The sequence below is a fragment of the Escherichia sp. KTE114 genome, from assembly GCF_000407765.1.
In the GTDB taxonomy this organism is placed as follows: Bacteria; Pseudomonadota; Gammaproteobacteria; order Enterobacterales; family Enterobacteriaceae; genus Escherichia; species Escherichia ruysiae.
This window is the reverse complement of sequence record NZ_KE136626.1, coordinates 4,289,506-4,306,494: the sequence shown is the minus strand read 5'-3', so window position 1 is coordinate 4,306,494 and position 16,989 is coordinate 4,289,506. Positions and strand designations below refer to the sequence as shown.

Annotated in this window: 17 protein-coding genes; 16 read left to right on the top strand and 1 reads right to left on the bottom strand. The window is 55.4% G+C overall.

Features of this window, described 5'->3' with window-relative positions:
* Positions 1–7: 7 nt before the first annotated feature.
* On the bottom strand, positions 8–958 hold the full coding sequence (tal, locus tag WC5_RS00845; protein WP_001003728.1) for a transaldolase: 951 nt from the start codon (positions 956–958) through the stop codon (positions 8–10).
* Positions 959–1,243: 285 nt separating this feature from the next.
* Between tal and maeB the strand changes: the two genes are divergently transcribed.
* The 16 genes from maeB to eutL all read left to right on the top strand — a co-directional run bounded on the left by maeB (position 1,244) and on the right by eutL (position 16,985).
* On the top strand, positions 1,244–3,523 hold the full coding sequence (maeB, locus tag WC5_RS00850) for an NADP-dependent oxaloacetate-decarboxylating malate dehydrogenase (RefSeq protein WP_000342665.1): 2,280 nt from the start codon (positions 1,244–1,246) through the stop codon (positions 3,521–3,523).
* Between the two features lie 290 nt (positions 3,524–3,813).
* A complete protein-coding gene (eutS, locus tag WC5_RS00855) occupies positions 3,814–4,149 on the top strand; it encodes an ethanolamine utilization microcompartment protein EutS (RefSeq protein ID WP_000356957.1) in 336 nt (111 codons plus the stop codon).
* Between the two features lie 12 nt (positions 4,150–4,161).
* Positions 4,162–4,641: an ethanolamine utilization acetate kinase EutP gene (gene eutP / locus WC5_RS00860; RefSeq protein ID WP_000820742.1), complete on the top strand. Its 480-nt coding sequence runs from the start codon at positions 4,162–4,164 to the stop codon at positions 4,639–4,641.
* Positions 4,616–5,317 (top strand): ethanolamine utilization acetate kinase EutQ, encoded by a 702-nt coding sequence (gene eutQ, locus WC5_RS00865; protein WP_000733884.1) that lies wholly within the window; start codon positions 4,616–4,618, stop codon positions 5,315–5,317. Before eutP ends, eutQ begins: the two co-directional genes overlap by 26 nt.
* On the top strand, positions 5,314–6,117 hold the full coding sequence (eutT, locus tag WC5_RS00870; protein WP_000651316.1) for an ethanolamine utilization cob(I)yrinic acid a,c-diamide adenosyltransferase EutT: 804 nt from the start codon (positions 5,314–5,316) through the stop codon (positions 6,115–6,117). Before eutQ ends, eutT begins: the two co-directional genes overlap by 4 nt.
* Positions 6,114–7,130 carry a phosphate acetyltransferase gene (gene pta / locus WC5_RS00875; protein ID WP_000582954.1) on the top strand — a complete coding sequence of 339 codons (1,017 nt, stop codon included), beginning with the start codon at positions 6,114–6,116 and terminating at the stop codon, positions 7,128–7,130. The genes eutT and pta overlap by 4 nt, the downstream gene beginning before the upstream one ends.
* A gap of 38 nt (positions 7,131–7,168) precedes the next feature.
* Positions 7,169–7,462 carry an ethanolamine utilization microcompartment protein EutM gene (gene eutM / locus WC5_RS00880; protein WP_000387713.1) on the top strand — a complete coding sequence of 98 codons (294 nt, stop codon included), beginning with the start codon at positions 7,169–7,171 and terminating at the stop codon, positions 7,460–7,462.
* A gap of 106 nt (positions 7,463–7,568) precedes the next feature.
* Complete coding sequence (gene eutN, locus WC5_RS00885; RefSeq protein ID WP_000762200.1) at positions 7,569–7,856, top strand: ethanolamine utilization microcompartment protein EutN; 288 nt, start codon at positions 7,569–7,571, stop codon at positions 7,854–7,856.
* Positions 7,857–7,867: 11 nt separating this feature from the next.
* Positions 7,868–9,271, top strand: a complete 1,404-nt coding sequence (locus tag WC5_RS00890; RefSeq protein ID WP_001075653.1) for an aldehyde dehydrogenase family protein — start codon at positions 7,868–7,870, stop codon at positions 9,269–9,271.
* A 10-nt stretch (positions 9,272–9,281) separates the two neighbouring features.
* Positions 9,282–10,115: an ethanolamine utilization protein EutJ gene (gene eutJ / locus WC5_RS00895; protein ID WP_000929743.1), complete on the top strand. Its 834-nt coding sequence runs from the start codon at positions 9,282–9,284 to the stop codon at positions 10,113–10,115.
* Positions 10,108–11,292 carry an ethanolamine utilization ethanol dehydrogenase EutG gene (gene eutG / locus WC5_RS00900; RefSeq protein WP_000544940.1) on the top strand — a complete coding sequence of 395 codons (1,185 nt, stop codon included), beginning with the start codon at positions 10,108–10,110 and terminating at the stop codon, positions 11,290–11,292. The genes eutJ and eutG overlap by 8 nt, the downstream gene beginning before the upstream one ends.
* A gap of 116 nt (positions 11,293–11,408) precedes the next feature.
* On the top strand, positions 11,409–12,635 hold the full coding sequence (eutH, locus tag WC5_RS00905) for an ethanolamine utilization protein EutH (RefSeq protein ID WP_000512383.1): 1,227 nt from the start codon (positions 11,409–11,411) through the stop codon (positions 12,633–12,635).
* Positions 12,632–14,035 (top strand): ethanolamine ammonia-lyase reactivating factor EutA, encoded by a 1,404-nt coding sequence (gene eutA, locus WC5_RS00910; protein ID WP_000107570.1) that lies wholly within the window; start codon positions 12,632–12,634, stop codon positions 14,033–14,035. Before eutH ends, eutA begins: the two co-directional genes overlap by 4 nt.
* 11 nt (positions 14,036–14,046) lie before the next feature.
* A complete protein-coding gene (eutB, locus tag WC5_RS00915; protein WP_000769998.1) occupies positions 14,047–15,408 on the top strand; it encodes an ethanolamine ammonia-lyase subunit alpha in 1,362 nt (453 codons plus the stop codon).
* Between the two features lie 20 nt (positions 15,409–15,428).
* A complete protein-coding gene (gene eutC / locus WC5_RS00920; RefSeq protein ID WP_000372334.1) occupies positions 15,429–16,316 on the top strand; it encodes an ethanolamine ammonia-lyase subunit beta in 888 nt (295 codons plus the stop codon).
* A gap of 9 nt (positions 16,317–16,325) precedes the next feature.
* Positions 16,326–16,985, top strand: a complete 660-nt coding sequence (gene eutL / locus WC5_RS00925) for an ethanolamine utilization microcompartment protein EutL (RefSeq protein ID WP_001111028.1) — start codon at positions 16,326–16,328, stop codon at positions 16,983–16,985.
* The last annotated feature ends 4 nt before the right edge of the window (positions 16,986–16,989 follow it).

The following is a 16,989-nucleotide window of genomic DNA, read 5'->3' as shown; positions in this document are numbered from 1 at the left end:
GGCTGGTTTATAGTTTGGCGGCAAGAAGATCTTCCAGTTTGCGTTGATCGACGGCGAACAGGCGGATGCCTTCAGACAGTTTTTCTACTGCCATCGCATCCTGATTGTGCTCCCAACGGAACTCCGCTTCGCTCATGGGGGCAGGGCGTGGGAACGTCTGAGAAGGCGGGATCAATTTGCGGACGACTGGCGAGACTTTTTCCTGCAACTCTTTCAGCAAGTTCGGCGCGATAGTCAGACGATCGCAACCGGTTAAAGCGAGGATTTGCTCGGTACGGCGGAAACTTGCGCCCATCACAATGGTTTCATAGCGGTGCTGCTTGAAATAGTCGTAGATATTACGCACCGATTTGACGCCCGGATCTTCTTCCACCACATACGGGTCCAGCGGCTTGCGCGCCTGATACCAGTCATAAATACGCCCGACAAACGGCGAAATCAGAAAAACGCCAGCTTCTGCACAGGCGCGCGCCTGTGCAAAGGAAAACAGCAGCGTCAAATTGCAATTAATACCTTCTTTTTCCAGCTCTTCTGCCGCGCGAATTCCTTCCCAGGTTGAAGCCAGTTTGATCAGAATGCGTGATTTCTCAACGCCCTGCTGTTGGTACAAATCCACCAGATGACGCGCTTTCTCAATACTCTTTTCTTTATCAAAAGAGAGGCGTGCGTCAACTTCTGTCGATACACGACCGGGTACGATTTTGAGAATTTCTGTACCGAAATTGACCGCCAGCTTATCGCAGGCAGCTACCACTTGTTGTTCCTGCGTTTGACCATTTTTTTTACCCCAGGCGATAGCATCGTCTATTAAATGCTCATATTGTGATAATCCGGCAGCCTTGAGTAATAACGAAGGATTGGTGGTGGCGTCCTGAGGATGATAATGGCGAATGGACTCAATATCGCCGCTGTCTGCCACGACAGTGGTGAACTGTTTGATGCCGTCTAACTCGTTCATAGGAAATACTCCTTGAAAAGTAAAGTGTTAGGTGAGTGCGTTAATTCACACTTCTGAGAAATTTCGCTAATCGCATCAAAAAAGCATAGCAGACAGGCATGGTATTGCTGGATTAAGCAGGTAACATCAGTGTTATAGGATTATTGCCAAAATATTATTTTGATGAGGAGAGTTTGGACTTGCTCAAAGTCTGAAAGCTCCGGCAAGGTAATAATGTGCGCCATGTTGTGGGCTGAGGCAGTTGCCCGCTCATTTTTGTGAACGTTACGTGAAAGGAACAACCAAATGGATGACCAGTTAAAACAAAGTGCACTTGATTTCCATGAATTTCCAGTTCCAGGAAAAATCCAGGTTTCTCCTACTAAACCTCTGGCAACGCAGCGCGATCTGGCGCTGGCCTACTCACCTGGCGTCGCCGCGCCTTGTCTTGAAATCGAGAAAGATCCGTTAAAAGCCTACAAATATACTGCGCGCGGTAACCTGGTGGCGGTGATCTCCAACGGTACGGCGGTGCTGGGGTTAGGCAACATTGGCGCGCTGGCAGGCAAACCGGTGATGGAAGGCAAGGGCGTTCTGTTTAAGAAATTCGCCGGGATTGATGTGTTTGACATTGAAGTCGATGAGTTGGACCCGGACAAATTTATCGAAGTGGTCGCTGCGCTGGAACCGACCTTTGGCGGCATCAACCTCGAAGACATTAAAGCGCCAGAATGCTTCTATATTGAGCAAAAACTGCGCCAGCGAATGAACATTCCGGTATTCCACGACGACCAGCACGGAACGGCAATCATCAGCACCGCCGCTATCCTCAACGGCCTGCGCGTGGTAGAGAAAAACATCTCCGACGTGCGGATGGTGGTTTCCGGCGCGGGGGCGGCCGCAATCGCCTGTATGAACCTGCTGGTGGCGCTGGGGCTGCAAAAACACAATATTGTAGTTTGTGACTCGAAAGGCGTTATCTATCAGGGGCGAGAGCCGAACATGGCGGAAACCAAAGCCGCTTACGCGGTGGTGGATGACGGCAAACGTACTCTCGACGATGTAATTGAAGGCGCGGATATTTTCCTTGGCTGTTCCGGTCCGAAAGTGCTGACACAGGAGATGGTGAAGAAAATGGCTCGCGCGCCGATGATCCTGGCGCTGGCGAATCCGGAACCGGAAATTCTGCCGCCGCTGGCGAAAGAAGTGCGCCCGGATGCCATCATCTGTACTGGTCGTTCCGACTACCCGAACCAGGTTAACAACGTCCTTTGCTTCCCGTTCATTTTCCGTGGCGCACTGGACGTTGGCGCAACCGCTATTAATGAAGAGATGAAACTGGCGGCGGTACGTGCGATTGCTGAACTGGCTCATGCGGAACAGAGCGAAGTGGTTGCTTCTGCCTATGGCGATCAGGATCTGAGCTTTGGCCCGGAATACATCATTCCTAAACCGTTCGATCCGCGTCTGATCGTCAAGATTGCGCCAGCGGTGGCAAAAGCGGCAATGGAGTCTGGTGTGGCGACGCGTCCGATTGCCGATTTTGACGTCTACATCGACAAACTGACCGAGTTCGTTTATAAAACCAACCTGTTTATGAAGCCGATCTTCTCCCAGGCTCGCAAAGCGCCGAAGCGCGTGGTGCTGCCGGAAGGGGAAGAGGCGCGCGTTTTGCACGCGACTCAGGAACTGGTAACGCTGGGACTGGCGAAACCGATTCTTATTGGTCGTCCGAACGTAATCGAAATGCGCATTCAGAAGCTGGGCTTGCAGATCAAAGCAGGCGTTGATTTTGAGATCGTCAATAACGAATCCGATCCGCGCTTTAAAGAGTACTGGAGCGAATACTTCCAGATCATGAAACGTCGTGGGGTCACTCAGGAACAGGCGCAGCGTGCGCTGATCGGTAACCCGACAGTGATCGGCGCGATTATGGTTCAGCGTGGTGAAGCCGATGCGATGATCTGCGGTACGGTGGGGGATTATCACGAACACTTCGGCGTGGTGAAAAATGTGTTTGGTTATCGCGATGGCGTTCACACCGCTGGCGCAATGAACGCGCTGCTGCTGCCGAGTGGTAACACCTTTATTGCTGACACCTACGTCAACGATGATCCAGACGCAGAAGAGCTGGCGGAGATCACGCTGATGGCGGCAGAGACTGTTCGTCGTTTCGGTATTGAGCCTCGCGTTGCCTTACTGTCGCACTCCAACTTCGGTTCTTCAAACTGCCCGTCGTCCAGCAAAATGCGTAAAGCTCTGGAACTGGTCAGGGAGCGTGCGCCAGAACTGATGATTGATGGCGAAATGCACGGTGATGCGGCGCTGGTGGAAGCGATTCGCAACGACCGGATGCCGGACAGCACCCTGAAAGGTTCCGCTAATATTCTGGTGATGCCGAATATGGAAGCTGCCCGCATTAGTTACAACTTATTGCGCGTTTCCAGCTCGGAAGGTGTGACGGTTGGTCCAGTGCTGATGGGCGTGGCGAAACCGGTTCATGTATTAACGCCAATCGCATCGGTACGTCGTATCGTCAACATGGTGGCGCTGGCCGTGGTTGAAGCGCAAACCCAGCCGCTGTAATTCTTTCTTAACTCTTACGCTTACCCTGAATATTCAGGGTAAGCAGTTTATCGCAATATATCAGAAGGGATTATTACTTGTTTTTCGAATAATAAAGTGCGCCCTATAAAAATAAATCAATATCAATTTAATTATATTCATGTGCTGTACATGAAAATTTATGCATTAGATAAAATATCTCTCAATTCTTAGTGATCTACCTCACCTTTTAAACTCCCTTGCCGAATTTTGTTATTTACTCTGACGAAAAATTGTCACGATAGCGCCAGATTTTTCACAGGCGGCGACTCATGGATAAAGAACGCATCATTCAGGAATTTGTTCCCGGTAAACAGGTCACGCTGGCGCATTTAATTGCGCATCCCGGCGAGGAGCTGGCGAAGAAAATCGGTGTTCCCGATGCTGGCGCTATCGGCATTATGACGCTAACTCCCGGTGAAACATCGATGATTGCCGGCGATTTAGCACTGAAAGCCGCCGATGTGCATATCGGTTTTCTTGACCGTTTTAGCGGCGCACTGGTGATTTATGGCTCGGTGGGCGCGGTAGAAGAAGCGTTATCACAAACCGTCAGTGGTTTAGGGCGCTTATTAAATTATACGCTTTGTGAAATGACCAAAAGTTAATGCGAGGCATTCATGAAACGAATTGCGTTTGTGGGTGCTGTCGGGGCAGGAAAGACAACGTTATTTAATGCGTTGCAGGGAGATTATACCCTCGCGCGAAAAACGCAGGCTGTGGAATTTAATAATAAGGGTGATATTGATACGCCAGGTGAATATTTTAGCCATCCCCGCTGGTATCACGCCTTAATTACCACGCTACAGGATGTGGACATGCTGATATATGTCCATGGCGCGAATGACCCGGAAAGTCGATTACCTGCCGGGTTGCTGGATATTGGCGTCACTAAACGGCGAATCGCCGTCATCAGTAAAACGGACATGCCGGATGCTGACGTCGCCGCAACGCGACAGTTATTGCGCGAGACTGGCTTTGAAGAGCCGATTTTCGAGTTAAACAGCCACGACCCGCAAAGCGTGCAGCAACTGGTGGATTATCTGGCATCTCTCACCGAACAGGAGGAAGCAGGTGAAAAAACTCATCACAGCGAATGATATTCGTGAAGCACATGCGCGCGGCGAACAGGCACTGTCCGTGGTTCTGCGCGCCAGCATTATTACCCCGGAAGCGCGCGAAGTAGCGGATCTAATGGGGTTTACCATCAACGAATGCGATGAATTGACACCGGTAACGGCGTCCGTTCCTGCCAGCGCGCCTGCCGATAAAACCGAAAGCCAGCGCATTCGCGAAACTATCATCGCCCAACTGCCGGAAGGCCAGTTTACCGAAAGCCTGGTTGCGCAGCTGATGGAAAAAGTGATGAAGGAAAAGCAGTCGCTGGAGCAGAGCGCAATGCAGCCGAGTTTTAAATCGGTGACGGGCAAAGGCGGCATCAAAGTTATTGATGGCGGCAGTGTCAAGTTTGGTCGCTTTGATGGCGCGGAACCTCAATGCGTCGGGTTGACCGATCTGGTTACCGGAGATGACGGCAGCAGCATGGCTGCGGGTTTTATGCAGTGGGATAACGCCTTCTTCCCGTGGAAGCTGAACTACGACGAAATCGACATGGTACTGGAAGGTGAACTGCACGTTCGCCACGAAGGCGAAACCATGATCGCCAAAGCGGGTGACGTGATGTTTATCCCGAAGGGTTCCAGCATCGAATTTGGTACGACATCCAGCGTGAAATTCCTGTATGTCGCCTGGCCGGCGAACTGGCAATCCCTATGAAAGATTTCATCACCGAAGCATGGCTAAGAGCGAACCATACGCTCAGCGAAGGCGCAGAGATCCATCTCCCTGCGCACAGTCGCCTGACGCCCTCTGCCCGGGAGTTACTGGAAAGCCGCCATCTGCGCATCAAGTTCATTGACGAGCAGGGCAGCCTGTTTGTTGACGATGAACAACAGCAGCCGCAACGCGTTCACGGGTTGACCAGTAGCGATGAACATCCGCAGGCGTGCTGCGAACTGTGCCACCAGCCGGTGGCAAAAAAGCCGGATACGCTGACCCACCTGTCGGCGGAAAAAATGGTCGCTAAAAGCGATCCGCGCCTCGGTTTTCGCGCTGTTCTCGACAGCACCATTGCGCTGGCCGTGTGGCTGCAAATTGAACTGGCGGAACCGTGGCAGCCGTGGCTGGCGGATATCCGTTCGCGTCTTGGCAACATTATGCGCGCCGATGCGCTGGGAGAACCGCTGGGCTGCCAGGCGATTGTCGGGCTTTCTGACGAAGACCTGCATCGGCTTTCCCATCAGCCGCTGCGTTATCTCGACCACGATCATCTGGTGCCGGAAGCCAGCCACGGACGCGATGCGGCGTTGCTGAATCTTCTACGCACCAAAGTGCGTGAAACCGAGACGGTAGCGGCGCAGGTGTTTATTACCCGCAGTTTTGAAGTATTACGCCCGGACATCTTGCAGGCGCTGAACCGCCTTTCCAGCACGGTTTACGTGATGATGATCCTGAGCGTGACGAAGCAGCCGCTAACGGTGAAGCAGATCCAACAACGACTGGGAGAAACGCAATGATTATTGAACGTTGTCGTGAACTGGCGTTGCGAGCGCCCGCCAGAGTGGTATTTCCGGACGCGTTAGACCAGCGTGTACTGAAAGCCGCGCAATATTTACATCAACAAGGTCTGGCGTCGCCTGTTCTGGTCGCCAATCCGTTTGAACTTCGTCAGTTTGCGCTCAGTCACGGCGTGGCGATGGACGGGCTGCAGGTGATTGATCCACATGGCAACCTCGCAATGCGAGAAGAATTTGCCCATCGCTGGCTCGCCCGTGCAGGCGATAAAACGCCGCCGGACGCGCTGGATAAACTCACCGACCCGCTGATGTTCGCCGCCGCAATGGTCAGCACCGGTAAAGCGGATGTCTGTATCGCGGGCAACCTCTCTTCCACGGCGAATGTGCTGCGTGCCGGATTACGCATTATTGGTTTGCAGCCGGGCTGTAAAACGCTCTCCTCCATTTTCCTGATGCTGCCGCAGTACAGCGGCCCCGCGTTGGGCTTTGCCGATTGTAGCGTGGTGCCACAGCCGACGGCAGCGCAACTGGCGGATATCGCCCTTGCCAGCGCCGACACCTGGCGGGCTATCACCGGAGAAGAGCCGCGCGTAGCGATGCTGTCGTTTTCCAGCAACGGCAGCGCCCGTCACCCTTGCGTTGCTAACGTTCAGCAGGCGACCGAAATCGTCCGGGAACGCGCGCCACAGCTGGTGGTGGATGGCGAGTTGCAGTTTGACGCCGCCTTCGTGCCGGATGTCGCGGCGCAAAAAGCACCTGCCAGCCCGCTACAGGGCAAAGCGAATGTAATGGTTTTTCCGTCGCTGGAGGCAGGAAATATTGGCTACAAAATCGCACAACGACTCGGCGGATATCGTGCCGTCGGACCGTTGATACAAGGACTTGCCGCGCCGCTGCACGATCTCTCTCGTGGTTGTAGCGTGCAGGAAATTATCGAGCTGGCGCTGGTGGCAGCCGTACCGCGCCAGACAGAAGTGAACCGCGAAAGCAGTTTACAAACACTGGTTGAATGAACGGTCCCGTTCAGGACCCTTATAAAGAGGAAAACACAATGGAAGCATTAGGAATGATCGAAACCCGGGGCCTGGTTGCACTGATTGAGGCTTCTGACGCGATGGTGAAAGCTGCGCGCGTCAAACTGGTCGGCGTGAAGCAGATTGGCGGCGGCCTGTGTACTGCAATGGTTCGCGGTGATGTTGCAGCCTGTAAAGCGGCGACCGATGCCGGTGCCGCAGCGGCACAGCGTATTGGCGAGCTGGTATCTGTCCACGTTATCCCGCGTCCTCATGGTGACCTGGAAGAAGTCTTCCCGATCGGCCTGAAAGGCGACAGCAGCAACCTGTAATCACCCTGTGTGACGTCGACTCGGGCGTCACGCTCTCTCCTTTTTCATTTTACCTTCCACGGAGGGTAGGGGGAGCTTTTACCTGAAATACGCCACGGAGGCGGGTATGAAACTGGCAGTCGTCACTGGACAAATTGTTTGTACCGTACGCCATCACGGGCTGGCGCATGACAAATTGCTGATGGTGGAAATGATTGATTCACAGGGAAATCCTGACGGGCAGTGTGCCGTCGCCATCGACAATATTGGCGCGGGAACCGGGGAGTGGGTGTTGCTGGTGAGCGGCAGTTCCGCCCGCCAGGCGCATAAAAGCGAAACGTCACCGGTCGATCTGTGCGTGATTGGCATCGTCGATGAAGTGGTGTCTGGCGGTCAGGTAATTTTCCACAAATAAGGCAGAACATCATGAATCAACAGGATATTGAACAGGTGGTGAAAGCGGTACTGCTGAAAATGCAAAGCAGTGACGCGCCGTCCGCCGCCATTCATGAAATGGGCGTTTTTGCTTCCCTGGATGACGCCGTTGCGGCAGCTAAAGTTGCCCAGCAAGGCTTAAAAAGCGTGGCGATGCGCCAGTTAGCCATTGCTGCCATTCGTGAAGCAGGCGAAAAACACGCCAGAGAGTTAGCGGAACTTGCCGTCAGTGAAACAGGCATGGGTCGCGTTGAAGATAAATTTGCCAAAAACGTTGCTCAGGCGCGCGGTACGCCGGGCGTAGAGTGCCTCTCTCCGCAGGTGCTGACGGGCGACAACGGCCTGACGTTAATTGAAAACGCGCCCTGGGGCGTGGTGGCTTCGGTGACGCCTTCCACTAATCCGGCGGCAACCGTGATTAATAACGCCATCAGCCTGATTGCTGCGGGCAACAGCGTCATTTTTGCCCCGCATCCGGCGGCGAAAAAAGTCTCTCAGCGGGCGATTACGCTGCTCAACCAGGCGATTGTCGCCGCAGGCGGGCCAGAAAACTTACTGGTGACTGTGGCAAATCCAGATATCGAAATCGCGCAACGCTTGTTTAAGTTTCCGGGCATTGGCCTTTTGGTGGTGACCGGCGGCGAGGCGGTGGTGGAAGCGGCGCGTAAACACACCAATAAACGTCTGATTGCCGCAGGTGCTGGCAACCCGCCGGTGGTGGTGGATGAAACCGCTGACCTCGCCCGTGCCGCTCAGTCCATCGTCAAAGGCGCTTCTTTCGATAACAACATTATTTGTGCCGATGAAAAGGTACTGATTGTCGTCGATAGCGTAGCCGATGAACTGATGCGTCTGATGCAAGGCCAGAACGCGGTGAAACTGACCGCAGAGCAGGCGCAACAGCTACAACCGGTGTTGCTGAAAAATATCGACGAGCGTGGAAAAGGCACCGTCAGCCGTGACTGGGTAGGTCGCGATGCGGCGAAAATCGCGGCGGCAATCGGCCTGAACGTGCCGCAAGAAACACGATTGCTGTTTGTGGAAACCACCGCAGAACATCCGTTTGCCGTGACCGAACTGATGATGCCGGTGCTGCCGGTGGTGCGTGTCGCCAACGTGGCGGATGCCATTGCGCTGGCGGTGAAACTGGAAGGCGGTTGCCACCACACGGCGGCAATGCACTCGCGCAACATCGACAATATGAACCAGATGGCGAACGCCATTGATACCAGCATTTTCGTCAAGAACGGACCGTGCATTGCCGGGCTGGGGTTGGGTGGGGAAGGCTGGACCACCATGACCATCACCACGCCAACCGGTGAAGGGGTAACCAGCGCACGGACGTTTGTCCGTCTGCGTCGTTGTGTATTAGTCGATGCGTTTCGCATTGTTTAAGGAGTAACAGATGGCGCACGACGAACAATGGCTCACCCCTCGACTGCAAACTGCGGCAACGCTGTGTAACCAGACGCCTGCTGCGACGAAATCTCCGCTGTGGCTGGGGGTGGATCTGGGCACCTGCGATGTGGTGTCGATGGTCGTTGACCGCGAAGGTCAGCCGGTGGCGGTATGCCTCGACTGGGCTGATGTGGTTCGCGACGGCATCGTCTGGGATTTCTTCGGTGCGGTCACCATTGTTCGTCGTCATCTCGACGCCCTCGAGCAGCAATTCGGTCGCCGTTTTAGCCATGCGGCGACGTCATTTCCTCCGGGTACTGACCCGCGTATTTCCATCAACGTGCTGGAATCTGCCGGACTGGAAGTGAGCCATGTGCTGGATGAGCCAACGGCGGTGGCGGATTTGCTGCAACTGGATAACGCCGGCGTAGTGGATATCGGTGGCGGCACCACCGGTATTGCCATCGTGAAACAGGGCAAAGTGACCTACTCGGCGGATGAAGCCACCGGCGGGCATCACATCTCTCTGACTCTCGCCGGAAATCGTCGTATTCCGCTGGAAGAGGCGGAGCAGTACAAGCGGGGTCACGGCGAAGAGATTTGGCCTGCGGTGAAACCGGTGTACGAAAAAATGGCGGACATTGTCGCGCGGCATATCGCGGGGCAGGGCATTACTGATTTATGGCTGGCAGGCGGCTCCTGTATGCAACCGGGCGTGGCGGAACTGTTTCGCAAACAATTCCCGGCGTTACAGGTGCATTTACCGCAGCACAGTTTGTTTATGACCCCGCTGGCGATTGCCAGTAGCGGGCGAGAGAAGGCGGAGGGGATCTATGCATGAATTGCAAACGGCGCTCTTTCAGGCGTTCGATACCCTGAATCTGCAACGGGTAAAAACATTTAGCGTCCCGCCGGTGACGCTTTGTGGCTCTGGTGTGGTGAGCAGTTGCGGACAGCAAGCGCAAACGCGCGGGTTGAAACATCTGTTCGTGATGGCAGACAGCTTTTTGCATCAGGCGGGGATGACCGCTGGGCTGACGCGTAGCCTGGCGGTAAAAGGTATCGCCATGACGCTCTGGCCGTGTCCGGTGGGCGAACCGTGCATTACCGACGTGTGTGCGGCTGTAGCGCAACTGCGTGAATCAGGTTGCGATGGGGTGATTGCGTTTGGCGGTGGATCGGTGCTCGATGCGGCGAAAGCCGTGGCGTTGCTGGTGACGAATCCCGATAGCACGCTGGCAGAGATGTCAGAAACCAGCGTTCTGCAACCGCGCCTGCCGCTGATAGCCATTCCTACTACCGCCGGAACCGGCTCTGAAACGACCAACGTAACGGTGATTATCGACGCGGTGAGCGGGCGCAAGCAGGTGTTAGCACATGCCTCGCTGATGCCGGATGTGGCGATCCTCGACGCCGCGCTAACCGAAGGCGTGCCGTCGCATGTGACAGCGATGACCGGCATCGACGCGTTAACCCATGCCATTGAAGCGTATAGCGCACTGAACGCCACACCGTTTACCGACAGTCTGGCGATTGGCGCTATTGCGATGATTGGTAAATCGTTGCCGAAAGCGGTGGGTTACGGTCATGACCTTGCCGCGCGCGAGAGCATGTTGCTGGCTTCATGTATGGCGGGAATGGCGTTTTCCAGTGCGGGGCTTGGGTTATGCCACGCGATGGCGCATCAGCCGGGGGCGGCGCTGCATATTCCGCACGGTCTGGCGAATGCCATGCTGCTGCCAACGGTGATGGAGTTTAACCGGATGGTATGCCGCGAACGTTTTAGCCAGGTAGGCAGGGCGCTGCGAACTAAAAAATCCGACGAGCGTGATGCTATTAACGCGGTTAGTGAGCTGATTGCGGAAGTTGGGATTGGTAAACGACTGGGCGATGTTGGTGCGACATCTGCGCATTACGGCGCATGGGCGCAGGCCGCACTGGAAGATATTTGTCTGCGCAGTAATCCGCGTACCGCCAGCCTGGAACAGATTGTCGGCCTGTACGCAGCGGCGCAATAAATGCCGGATGCGACGCTTGCCGCGTCTTATCCAGCCTACGGGATTGCACATGTAGGGCGGATAAGGCGTTTACGCCGCATCCACCAATAAATAACAACTAACAGGGAGTAAAGGCGATGGGAATTAACGAAATCATCATGTACATCATGATGTTCTTTATGCTGATAGCTGCCGTAGACAGGATCCTGTCGCAGTTCGGTGGTTCTGCTCGTTTCCTCGGTAAGTTCGGTAAAAGTATCGAAGGATCCGGCGGTCAGTTTGAAGAAGGATTTATGGCAATGGGCGCGCTTGGCCTGGCAATGGTCGGTATGACCGCGCTGGCACCGGTACTGGCGCATGTACTTGGGCCGGTAATCATCCCCGTTTATGAAATGCTCGGCGCAAACCCTTCCATGTTTGCCGGAACACTGCTGGCGTGTGATATGGGCGGCTTCTTCCTCGCCAAAGAGCTGGCGGGCGGTGACGTAGCAGCGTGGCTATACTCTGGGTTAATTCTCGGATCGATGATGGGGCCAACGATTGTGTTTTCCATTCCGGTGGCGCTCGGCATTATCGAACCCTCAGATCGTCGTTACCTGGCGCTCGGTGTGCTGGCGGGCATTGTGACCATTCCGATTGGTTGTATCGCTGGAGGTCTGGTAGCTATGTACTCCGGTGTACAGATCAACGGTCAGCCTGTGGAGTTCACCTTTGCGCTGATCCTGATGAACATGATCCCGGTACTAATCGTTGCGGTGCTGGTGGCGCTGGGGCTGAAGTTCATCCCGGAAAAAATGATCAACGGCTTCCAGATCTTCGCCAAATTTCTCGTTGCATTAATCACCCTCGGTCTTGCCGCTGCGGTGGTGAAATTCCTGCTTGGCTGGGAACTGATCCCCGGTCTTGATCCGATCTTTATGGCGCCTGGTGACAAACCTGGTGAAGTGATGCGCGCCATTGAAGTTATCGGCTCGATCTCCTGCGTCCTGCTTGGCGCGTATCCGATGGTACTGCTGCTGACCCGCTGGTTTGAAAAACCGCTGATGAGCGTCGGTAAAGTGCTGAATATGAACAATATCGCGGCAGCAGGCATGGTGGCGACGCTTGCCAACAATATCCCGATGTTCGGCATGATGAAGCAGATGGATACTCGCGGCAAAGTCATCAACTGCGCCTTCGCCGTTTCCGCAGCCTTCGCCCTGGGCGACCATTTAGGCTTCGCGGCTGCCAACATGAACGCCATGATCTTCCCGATGATTGTCGGCAAGTTGATTGGCGGCGTCACGGCGATTGGCGTGGCGATGATGCTGGTGCCAAAAGACGATGCAGCAACGGCTAAAAACGCAGCGGAGGCGCAATCGTGAGCACTCGCCAGCTACTGAGCGTCGGTATCGATATCGGCACCACTACCACTCAGGTGATCTTCTCCCATCTGGAACTGGTTAACCGTGCGGCGGTGTCGCAGGTGCCGCGCTACGAATTTATCAAACGCGAAATTAGCTGGCAAAGCCCGGTGTTCTTTACCCCTGTCGATAAACAGGGCGGTTTAAAAGAAGCGGAACTGAAAACCTTAATCCTCGAGCAATATCAGGCTGCGGGCATCGCGCCGGAAAGCGTCGATTCCGGCGCCATCATCATCACCGGCGAAAGCGCGAAAACCCGCAACGCCCGTCCGGCGGTGATGACGCTCTCCCGGTCGCTGGGCGATTTTGTGGTTGCCAGCGCCGGACCGCATCTCGAATCGGTGATTGCAGGCCACGGTGCCGGGGCGCAAACCCTCTCTGAACAACGGCTGTGTCGGGTACTGAATATCGACATCGGCGGCGGCACCGCGAACTACGCCTTGTTCGAAGCTGGAAAAATCAGCGGGACTGCCTGCCTGAACGTTGGCGGTCGCCTGTTGGAAACCGACAGCCAGGGACGCGTGGTTTACGCCCATAAACCGGGGCAGATGATTGTGGATGAGTGCTTCGGCGCAGGCACCGACGCCCGTTCGCTGACTGGCGCGCAGCTGGTGCAGGTTACCCGCCGGATGGCAGAACTGATTGTTGAAGTGATTGACGGAACGCTCTCGCCGCTCGCGCAGGCATTGATGCAAACCGGTTTGCTGCCGGCAGGTGTTACGCCCGAAATCATTACGCTCTCCGGCGGCGTGGGCGAATGTTATCGCCACCAGCCCGCTGACCCGTTCTGTTTTGCCGATATTGGCCCGTTGCTGGCAACGGCGCTGCATGAGCATCCGCGTCTGCGTGAGATGAACGTGCAGTTTCCGGCGCAAACCGTGCGCGCCACGGTGATTGGCGCGGGCGCGCATACCCTTTCGCTCTCGGGCAGCACTATCTGGCTGGAGGGCGTACAACTGCCGCTGCGCAATTTGCCGGTGGCGATCCCGATTGATGAAACGGATCTGGTGAATGCCTGGCAACAGGCGCTGATTCAGCTTGATCTTTGCCCCAAAACTGACGCGTACGTGCTGGCGCTTCCCGCCGGACTTCCGGTGCGTTACGCCTCGGTACTGACGGTTATCAACGCGCTGGTCGATTTCGTCGCGCGTTTTCCGAATCCGCATCCCCTGCTGGTGGTAGCCGGGCAGGACTTTGGTAAAGCTCTGGGCATGTTGTTGCGCCCACAGCTACAACAACTCCCGTTGGCAGTCATTGACGAAGTGATTGTCCGCGCGGGGGACTATATCGACATTGGTACGCCTCTTTTTGGCGGATCGGTTGTGCCGGTGACGGTGAAATCACTCGCATTTCCTTCCTGAGGGAACGACTTATGAAACTAAAGACCACATTGTTCGGCAATGTATATCAGTTTAAGGATGTAAAAGAGGTGCTGGCTAAAGCCAACGAACTGCGTTCGGGGGATGTGCTGGCGGGCGTTGCTGCGGCAAGCTCGCAGGAGCGCGTGGCGGCAAAGCAGGTGTTGTCGGAAATGACGGTAGCGGATATCCGCAATAATCCGGTGATTTCTTATGAAGAGGACTGCGTCACGCGGCTGATTCAGGATGACGTTAACGAAACGGCCTACAACCAGATTAAAAACTGGAGTATCAGCGAGCTGCGCGAGTATGTGCTGAGCGACGAGACCAGCGTGGACGACATTGCTTTTACCCGCAAAGGGCTGACCTCGGAAGTGGTCGCAGCGGTGGCGAAGATTTGTTCCAACGCGGATCTGATCTACGGCGCGAAGAAAATGCCGGTAATCAAAAAGGCCAATACCACCATCGGTATTCCGGGGACTTTTAGCGCCCGTTTGCAGCCAAACGACACCCGTGACGATGTGCAAAGTATCGCCGCGCAAATCTACGAAGGGCTTTCCTTTGGGGTAGGCGATGCGGTGATTGGCGTCAACCCGGTGACGGACGACGTGGAAAACTTAAGCCGTGTGCTGGATACCATTTACGGTGTGATCGACAAATTCAATATTCCAACCCAGGGCTGCGTGCTGGCGCATGTCACCACCCAGATAGAAGCGATTCGTCGCGGCGCGCCGGGCGGGCTGATTTTCCAGAGTATCTGCGGCAGCGAAAAAGGGCTGAAAGAGTTTGGCGTGGAACTGGCGATGCTTGACGAAGCCCGCGCAGTGGGCGCGGAGTTCAACCGTATTGCCGGGGAAAACTGCCTCTACTTCGAAACCGGACAAGGTTCTGCGCTCTCCGCTGGCGCGAACTTCGGCGCAGATCAGGTGACGATGGAAGCGCGTAACTACGGGCTGGCGCGTCATTACGACCCCTTTATCGTCAACACCGTGGTCGGCTTTATCGGGCCGGAATATCTCTACAACGACCGGCAGATTATCCGCGCGGGCTTAGAAGATCACTTTATGGGCAAGCTGAGCGGCATCTCTATGGGCTGTGACTGCTGCTACACCAACCACGCTGACGCTGACCAGAACCTCAACGAAAACCTGATGATCCTGCTCGCTACCGCAGGCTGCAACTACATCATGGGGATGCCGCTGGGCGATGACATCATGCTCAACTATCAGACCACCGCCTTCCATGACACCGCCACAGTGCGTCAGTTACTCAACCTGCGTCCGTCACCGGAGTTTGAACGCTGGCTGGAAAGCATGGGCATTATGGCAAACGGTCGCCTGACCAAACGGGCGGGCGATCCGTCACTGTTCTTCTGATGACGCGGAGATAACACATCATGGATCAAAAACAGATTGAAGAAATTGTACGCAGCGTGATGGCGTCAATGGGACAGGCGGATGCCGCGCCAGCGGAAACAAAATGCGCCACCACAACGTGCGCTGCGCCGGTGACCTCTGAAAGCTGCGCGCTGGATTTAGGTTCCGCTGAAGCGAAGGCATGGATTGGCGTGGAAAATCCGCATCGCGCAGACGTCCTGACGGAACTGCGCCGCAGCACCGTGGCTCGCGTCTGTACCGGTCGTGCCGGTCCGCGTCCGCGTACTCAGGCGCTGCTGCGTTTCCTGGCCGACCACTCGCGTTCGAAAGACACCGTCCTGAAAGAAGTGCCGGAAGAGTGGGTGAAAGCGCAGGGGCTGCTGGAAGTACGCTCTGAAATCAGCGACAAAAATCTCTACCTGACTCGCCCGGACATGGGGCGTCGTCTGTGTGCGGAAGCCGTTGAAGCCCTGAAAGCACAGTGCGTTGCTAATCCGGACGTACAGGTCGTTGTCTCCGATGGCCTGTCTACTGACGCGATCACCGTGAACTATGAAGAGATCCTGCCGCCGCTGATGGCGGGTCTGCAACATGCGGGACTGAAAGTCGGTACGCCGTTCTTTGTTCGTTATGGTCGCGTGAAGATTGAAGACCAGATTGGCGAACTTCTCGGCGCGAAAGTGGTGATTCTGCTGGTGGGCGAACGCCCGGGGTTAGGACAGTCGGAAAGTCTTTCCTGCTACGCCGTTTACTCACCGCGTATGGCGACCACCGTTGAGGCCGATCGCACCTGTATCTCTAACATTCACCAGGGCGGTACGCCGCCGGTTGAAGCCGCAGCCGTCATTGTGGATTTGGCGAAACGTATGCTGGAGCAGAAAGCATCCGGCATCAACATGACCCGATAAGGAGGCATCATGCCAGCTTTAGATTTGATTCGACCGTCGGTCACCGCCATGCGGGTGATTGCCTCCGTTAACGCTGATTTTGCGCGTGAACTGAAATTGCCGCCGCATATTCGTAGCCTCGGGCTGATTTCTGCTGATTCTGATGACGTAACTTACATTGCGGCTGACGAAGCGACCAAGCAGGCGATGGTCGAAGTGGTTTATGGCCGCTCGCTGTATGCCGGGGCGGCGCACGGGCCGTCACCGACTGCCGGTGAAGTGCTAATTATGCTCGGCGGGCCAAACCCAGCGGAAGTGCGTGCCGGTCTGGATGCGATGGTTGCGCATATTGAAAATGGCGCGGCGTTCCAGTGGGCGAACGATAAGCAAGATACGGCATTCCTCGCTCATGTGGTTTCGCGTACCGGCTCTTATCTCTCATCAACCGCCGGAATTACGCTCGGTGATCCGCTGGCGTATCTGGTGGCACCGCCGTTGGAAGCGACCTACGGCATTGATGCGGCGCTGAAATCTGCCGACGTGCAACTGGTGACCTATGTCCCGCCACCGTCAGAAACCAACTATTCAGCGGCATTTTTAACCGGTAGCCAGGCCGCGTGTAAAGCAGCCTGCAACGCCTTTACCGATGCCGTGCTGGAAATCGCGCGTAATCCAATCCAGCGTGCGTAACGGA